This is a genomic window from Microcystis sp. M53602_WE12 (assembly GCF_030065455.1).
In the GTDB taxonomy this organism is placed as follows: domain Bacteria; phylum Cyanobacteriota; class Cyanobacteriia; order Cyanobacteriales; family Microcystaceae; genus Microcystis; species Microcystis aeruginosa.
This window is the reverse complement of sequence record NZ_JASJFB010000107.1, coordinates 1-6013: the sequence shown is the minus strand read 5'-3', so window position 1 is coordinate 6013 and position 6013 is coordinate 1. Positions and strand designations below refer to the sequence as shown.

Below are 6013 nucleotides of genomic sequence, written 5' to 3'. Positions count from 1 at the left end.
GAATAAATCTAAAAACCTTGTTGGATAATATCTTTAAGCTTGTTTGAAATCAAAAAGTGCCGACCATTGGAGTGATTGGGGGGAAAATTCCGGGAATTTTTCCCTGAAAATTAGGTAATTGACCACCTGAAAATCGGTAAAACCCCACACCCCACACCCTGCCCCTAGGAAAAGCTTTTTGCCGCAAACCCTAGGTAATTGACCCCCTCAAAATCGGTAAAACCCCACACCCTACACCCTACACCCCACACCCTACCCCCACGAAAAACTTTTTGCCGCAAACCCTAATTAAGCCTAACTGTTAATAGCGTAATGATAGGCACTACCATTAGATTCCATAGGCATCAACCACTGGGAGATAGTTTCTAGTTTTTGACGGATTTGATCGAGTTGATCCTGCACAGGTTGCAGGAAAGTTTCGTACTGTTGTACCTGAGTTTTTAAACGCAATAATGCGAGATTAGTATCGCGCCATTGTCGCTCCTGTTCTTCAAATTCACGAGTTTTTTGCTCTAAATCCGACCATTGACCGTCAATACTATCGCTGCTTTTTTGTAAATCCTCTTGTAGTCCCTTGATTTCTGCTGCTAAACGTTGACTTTCTTGAAGATTATTTTGATAATTATCGGCCAACAGCATTAACAATGGTTCAAAGCCAGATTTTTGAGTATTTTCTGAGGATGAAATCCCCTGTCTCCGTTGCAGAATTTTCAGATGTTGAGAGCTAATAGCTTGCCTTTCTTGGAGATTACGTCTTTGTCCGACTAAAGTTGCCGCCAGCATTCCTTTTTTTTCCTGTTCCTCGGCTAATTCTTCTTCTAAATTAGCTCGCTCAGATTGATCTATTGTAGCCATTCTTGCTTCTAATTCTTCCACGGTTTGGCATTGGAGAGTTAATTCTTCCTCTTGGTCGTTGACAAAAATTTCCCAGCGCTTGAGGTCTGTTTGTAAGTTCTTAACTAAGCTCTCCAATTCTTCTAAAGGCATTTGTTCAAGAGCTTCTAGATCGATTTTACCATCAAAACCTAGTTCTTCCCCTCCGAGGAGACGAAGGAGCATTTGTCGAGTAGAATCAGTGGTTTGTAGGGTGAGGTTAAGGTGCTCGAATAATTTCTGTTTTTGACTCAGAACAGTTTCTTGTATTTGTAATTCTATTTTAGCTGTTTCCAAAGCCCTGCGACTCGTCTGTAATTCCCTAGCTCTTTTTTCTAGATAATCGAGCATTTCATCGTTGGCGACCTGACGATTTTCTACAGCTTTTTTCTGCCCCTCTAAACTCTGCCAACAACTATTTAAAATTGTCTGTTGTTCCTGCACAGATTCAAGAGTGGAATGGAGAATTTGTGAGGGAGAATTGCCCCGATCATGATGAGCAGCTAAACGCTCCGCTAGAGAGCGAATAAATTGTTGTTGTTCTGGGGAAAGATTGGGGTAGGAGTTACAATTTATTTGTCCTTCTTCCAGGTGTCGCTGTTGCTCGTTTAATTGTTGTTTTAGGGTTTCCAGTTCTTGTCTTTTGCGCTCTAAATACTCTAATTCTGCCTCTATTTGTTCAATTTGCTCGATTCTTGTCTCCATTTCCATTTTCTGGCGGTTGAGAATCTCGCTTTGATAGGTGAGGGATTGTTTCCACTGCTCGATTTTCTCTTGATCTTTCTTGCTGCGCTCCATCAAACGGGAAATCTTTTGCAGTTGCCGCACCATCTCCGCTCCCGCTAATTCCGGGTTTCCTTGTAGTTGACGATTATTGCTCAAATTTACCAAGAGAAGCGCACCTTCACCCAGGGAGTTAGTTTCGTCGTAGGTTAGGATATCTTCCCCTGGTATGGCACTCCACGTCTGATCCTTATGCTGACAGGCCAATAGTTTCAATTCGGTTTTGTAACCGCCGATAAAACCTCTAGTCTGTTTTTTTACTTCTGCAAGGTATAGCACGAGTAGTCGTCCTCTATAATAAAAGTCTTTGTCATCGATTTTAGAGAGCGTTGGCAATCAAGGCTAGGAGCGGCCGGTCTATGGTTTGGTGTGTAACCATCCGATCCCAAAAATTTTTTAATCGAGTTTTTCTTTTTTATCCATACATTTGTTCTCAATTCTTCTCCTTACCGACTGGAAAATTTTTGATGATTTTTCAGTGCCGATGTACTATCTTGATCTCAAAAAATTCGGTAGTCAATCTCTTAAATGCAGTAAAGCCGCTCTTCTCGACTTTGTGTGATAATTTTTGCTTATGTAAGGTTAAATGTTTACTGGGCAAGACTTTTAGGACTATTTTGAAAGAAGAAACTATCAGTATAGACCTCGTTTCCACACAGAAACCAGAAGAACCGTAAAGCTTACTGAAAAATATGTTACATAATTAGCTTATCAGATTTATTATTAGTGACAAGAGGAGGGAAGAGAGCGTTTCTCATCAAGAGGGAGTGGGACGGGATTGGGCATCATCTCTAGATCACCAGCGATGGATTGTTTCTCTGGCGCTCCGCAGCTCCAGCGCTCCGCAGTACCCCCATACCTTATTAAACAGGATTTAACTGAATGTCAGCATTCATCCCTCGCGCTTAGCACAATGGGACGGGGCTTTTAAAGGGGCGAAGCAATTCGCCCAAGGGTTCACCTCATGAATGCTGACCAGCATATAGACAATTCCTCAAAAACTATGTTATAGCAACTTCTATAGTTGTGAGGTACAGAGTCTTAGGTTTTGAGGAGTCAGGAGTCAGGAGTCAGGAGTTAAGATTTTGGTGTACCTCATGAGATTGGGAAACGCTATATCATAGTTATAGTTTCTTGATAATTCTTATGTACAAAGCGTACAAATTCAGACTTAAGCCTAATACCGAGCAAGAAATAGCCTTAGCTAAAAGCTTTGGCTGTTGTCGTTGGTTTGGGAATTTTCCCTGAATTTATGCCAAGAAACCTATAAAACCACAGGAAAAGGACTGACACGAAACTATATTCAAGGACTATTGCCTAGTCTCAAAAAAGCTTATGAGTGGTTGACAGATGCTTATTCCCAGTGCTTACAGGTTGTTGCTTTGAACTTATCGCAAGCTTATCAAAATTTCTTTGAGAAACGAGCTAGACTACCAAGATTCAAATCTAAACATGGTAAACAATCAATTAGCTATCCAGCTAATATTAAATTTGAGGGAGATTATCTAAAGCTTCCTCAAATTGGATTGGTTTATTGTGTTCGTCACTGGGAATTTGCAGGAACAATTAAAACTGTTACTATCTCAAAATACTACGCTTCTATTTTAGTTGATGATGGACAATCCCTCCTGCCCCCCTTGATAAGGGGGTGCCGAAGGCGGGGGGTTCTACCCTTGATAAGGGTGGTGACGAAGACGGGGGGATAGAAGGTAAAGCCATAGGAATTGATTTAGGATTAACTCATTTTGCTATTACCAGCAATGGCAGTAAATATGATAATCCTAGACATTTAGCCAAACATCAACGTAACCTAAAAAGGAAACAACAAAAGCTATTGCGTAAAAAGAAAGGAAGTAACAACCGTCAAAAAGCTAGAGGTAAAGTAGCTAAAGTTAACTCTAAAATCTCAAGATGTCGTGAGGATTTTCTGCACAAACTATCCCGTAAGATAGTTAACGAAAACCAAGTTATTGCGTTAGAAAATCTCAATATCAAAGGCATGGTACGCAATCATAATTTAGCCAATGCTATTAGTGATTGTGGTTGGGGAATGTTTTGTACAATGCTTAAATACAAGGCAGAATGGGAAGGAAAAACTTATACCGAAGTTGATAGGTTTTTTCCTAGTTCTAAAACTTGTAATGTCTGTCTAAATCAAGTGGGTAGTTTGCCGCTTGAGGTTAGAAATTGGACTTGTGTGCATTGTAAAACAACCCATGACCGGGACATAAATGCGGCGATAAATATCAGAAATGAAGCCTTACAGATATTATCGTTAGGAAAAGCGCGATACTGCCCATAGAGGGGATGTAAGACCAAAAGCTGGGCGTAAGTCCGTCTTGAGGCAATCCCCCGTGAAATAGGAAGCTCTCAACGACCTTGAGAGTAGTTCACTGGTAGAATTGGGAACGATAGAGATGAAACCCGAAAAGGTGAATCAAGTCCTTGTTTAGAGGGAAACCCCTGATAAATTTCAGATTGCGTTGGAGGCAAAAATGAGAGCAATTTCCGAGCATCCGGTCAAAGGGGACTATTATCGGGCATCTTTTGCCATTGTTGTTCTTGGCAGCCGAGCTAGGTAGGGAGTTATGAGCGAAATATTGCTGGTAGAAGACAGCCAAACGCAACGGGAACTGATCTGTGATCTACTCCGCAATAGCGGCATCAAGGTCACGATCGCCACGGATGGGGTAGAAGCCCTCGAACATATTCAGAGACTCAATCCCGATCTCGTCGTCCTCGATATCGTCATGCCCCGCATGAATGGTTATGAGGTGTGTCGTCGTCTCAAGTCGGATCCAAAAACCAAAAATGTCCCGGTGGTCATTTGTTCCTTGAAAGGGGAAGTCTTTGATCGCTATTGGGCTATGAAAATCGGAGCCGATGCCTACATTGTCAAGCCCTTTGAACCGATTGAGTTCATTTATACCATTAAACAACTGTTGCGCCGATAAAATCGCCCTCACCAGAGACAGTGTATCTATGGTATAGGTCAAGACAGCTAAAAACGCCGCCCGAATTATTAGTTGCAAGAGAACTAAACTCATGCTTAACAACGCCGATTTTTTTACTGGTAACGCTCAAGATATCGCCCCCGACAATCAGGAATTAGAAACTCCCGTCGGTGAACTGTACTTGCGATTTTATCTACCCTCTCAGGAGGAGTTTGCCCTTAGTGCCGTGGGCATTGGCGAGGTAATACAGCAACCACTCGATCGCATTACCCCGATTCCCAATGCTTCACCCTTGCTCCTCGGCACGATCAATCTCCGGGGTCAAGTGATCTGGGTGGCGGATCTCGGGCAATTTTTGGGGGATAGCAGCCGCTTAAACACCGATCGAGCCGAAATTCCCATAATTGCGCTCAAAGAAGAGGAAACGATCCTCGGTTTAGCGGTGGAACGTTTGGGAGATATGGAATGGCTCGACCCAGATAAACTAGGTAGTGCCGCCAGTATTCCCGCTCAGATCGCCCCCTATGTGCAGGGGGAGTGGATTCTGGGCCAAGAATCAAAAAAAACCTTAGGACTACTCGATCATCTGGCCATACTCCGTTCTGCCCGTTGGGCGGCTTAAAACCTGAAAAAAATAGCAGAATAGGATTTATAGGAATTCTTTCTTGATAAGACCTCTTGCATAATTTTTTTATGGTATAATATAAGGTTTTGCTTTTTTCTCAATTCTTAGATTGAAGTGGAAAAAAGAATAAAATGTGATCTTAGGTCAGGAAATCATCTATAATTTTGCTATGTTTATTAGCAAAATTATGGATTATCAAAACTTATCAGATGAACAATTCAAACGCCGTTTCGGTGTGTATAAACAAACATATAGAAAGATGGTAGAATCAGTAAAAAGTGTTGAAGCCGACTCTAATTCACCATCTAAAAGGGGACCGAAACCTAAACTATCTATAGAAGAACAAGTTTTAGTAACGTTAGAATATTGGCGAGAATATAGAACATATTTTCACATTGGTACAAGCTGGGAACTATCAGAATCAACTATATGTCGGATTGTAAATAAGACGGAAAAAATGCTTTTACAATCGGGAAACTTCCGTTTAAAAGGAAAAAAAGCTTTACTCAATCAAGCAGAGATACCGGTCATAACGGTAATGGATGTAACGGAAACTCCCATTGAACGCCCCCAAAAGAAACAGAAAGATTTTTTGGGGGGTAAAAGAGGTTATCATACTTTAAAATCCCAATTAGTAGCTGATCAAAATACCGAGGAAATTATCTGTGTCTTTTGTGGGAAAGGTAGAGGTCATGATTTTAGTTTATTTAAAAAAAGTCGAGTTCGTTTTCATCCTTTAACTACCAGCATAGAAGACAGTGGTTATCAGGGAATAGCT

Annotated in this window: 4 protein-coding genes and 1 pseudogene; 4 read left to right on the top strand and 1 reads right to left on the bottom strand. The window is 41.4% G+C overall.

Annotation, left to right across the window (positions count from 1 at the left end; all coding sequences use genetic code 11):
- Nucleotides 1-294 precede the first annotated feature (294 nt).
- The gene (gene hmpF / locus PX482_RS04445) at nucleotides 295-1935 is read right to left on the bottom strand and encodes a pilus motility taxis protein HmpF (protein ID WP_288027945.1); all 1641 of its coding nucleotides are present in this window, start codon (nucleotides 1933-1935) and stop codon (nucleotides 295-297) included.
- An 867-nt stretch (nucleotides 1936-2802) separates the two neighbouring features.
- Here hmpF and PX482_RS04440 point away from each other — a divergent pair.
- The 4 genes and pseudogenes from PX482_RS04440 to PX482_RS04425 all read left to right on the top strand — a co-directional run.
- Nucleotides 2803-4019 (top strand): annotated as a pseudogene (locus PX482_RS04440) (RNA-guided endonuclease InsQ/TnpB family protein).
- Nucleotides 4020-4244: 225 nt separating this feature from the next.
- Nucleotides 4245-4610, top strand: a complete 366-nt coding sequence (locus PX482_RS04435) for a response regulator (protein WP_002757614.1) — start codon at nucleotides 4245-4247, stop codon at nucleotides 4608-4610.
- 91 nt (nucleotides 4611-4701) lie between these two features.
- On the top strand, nucleotides 4702-5232 hold the full coding sequence (locus PX482_RS04430) for a chemotaxis protein CheW (protein ID WP_002757615.1): 531 nt from the start codon (nucleotides 4702-4704) through the stop codon (nucleotides 5230-5232).
- A gap of 172 nt (nucleotides 5233-5404) precedes the next feature.
- Nucleotides 5405-6013 (top strand): IS5-like element ISMae4 family transposase (locus PX482_RS04425; RefSeq protein WP_288122117.1); only part of this gene is annotated, 609 nt, incomplete at its 3' end.

Bases quoted from the DNA above. Each gene is read 5' to 3' on its own strand.
- PX482_RS04435 (WP_002757614.1), top strand. From the start codon at position 4,245: ATGAGCGAAATATTGCTGGTAGAAGACAGCCAAACGCAACGGGAACTG.
- PX482_RS04430 (WP_002757615.1), top strand. From the start codon at position 4,702: ATGCTTAACAACGCCGATTTTTTTACTGGTAACGCTCAAGATATCGCC.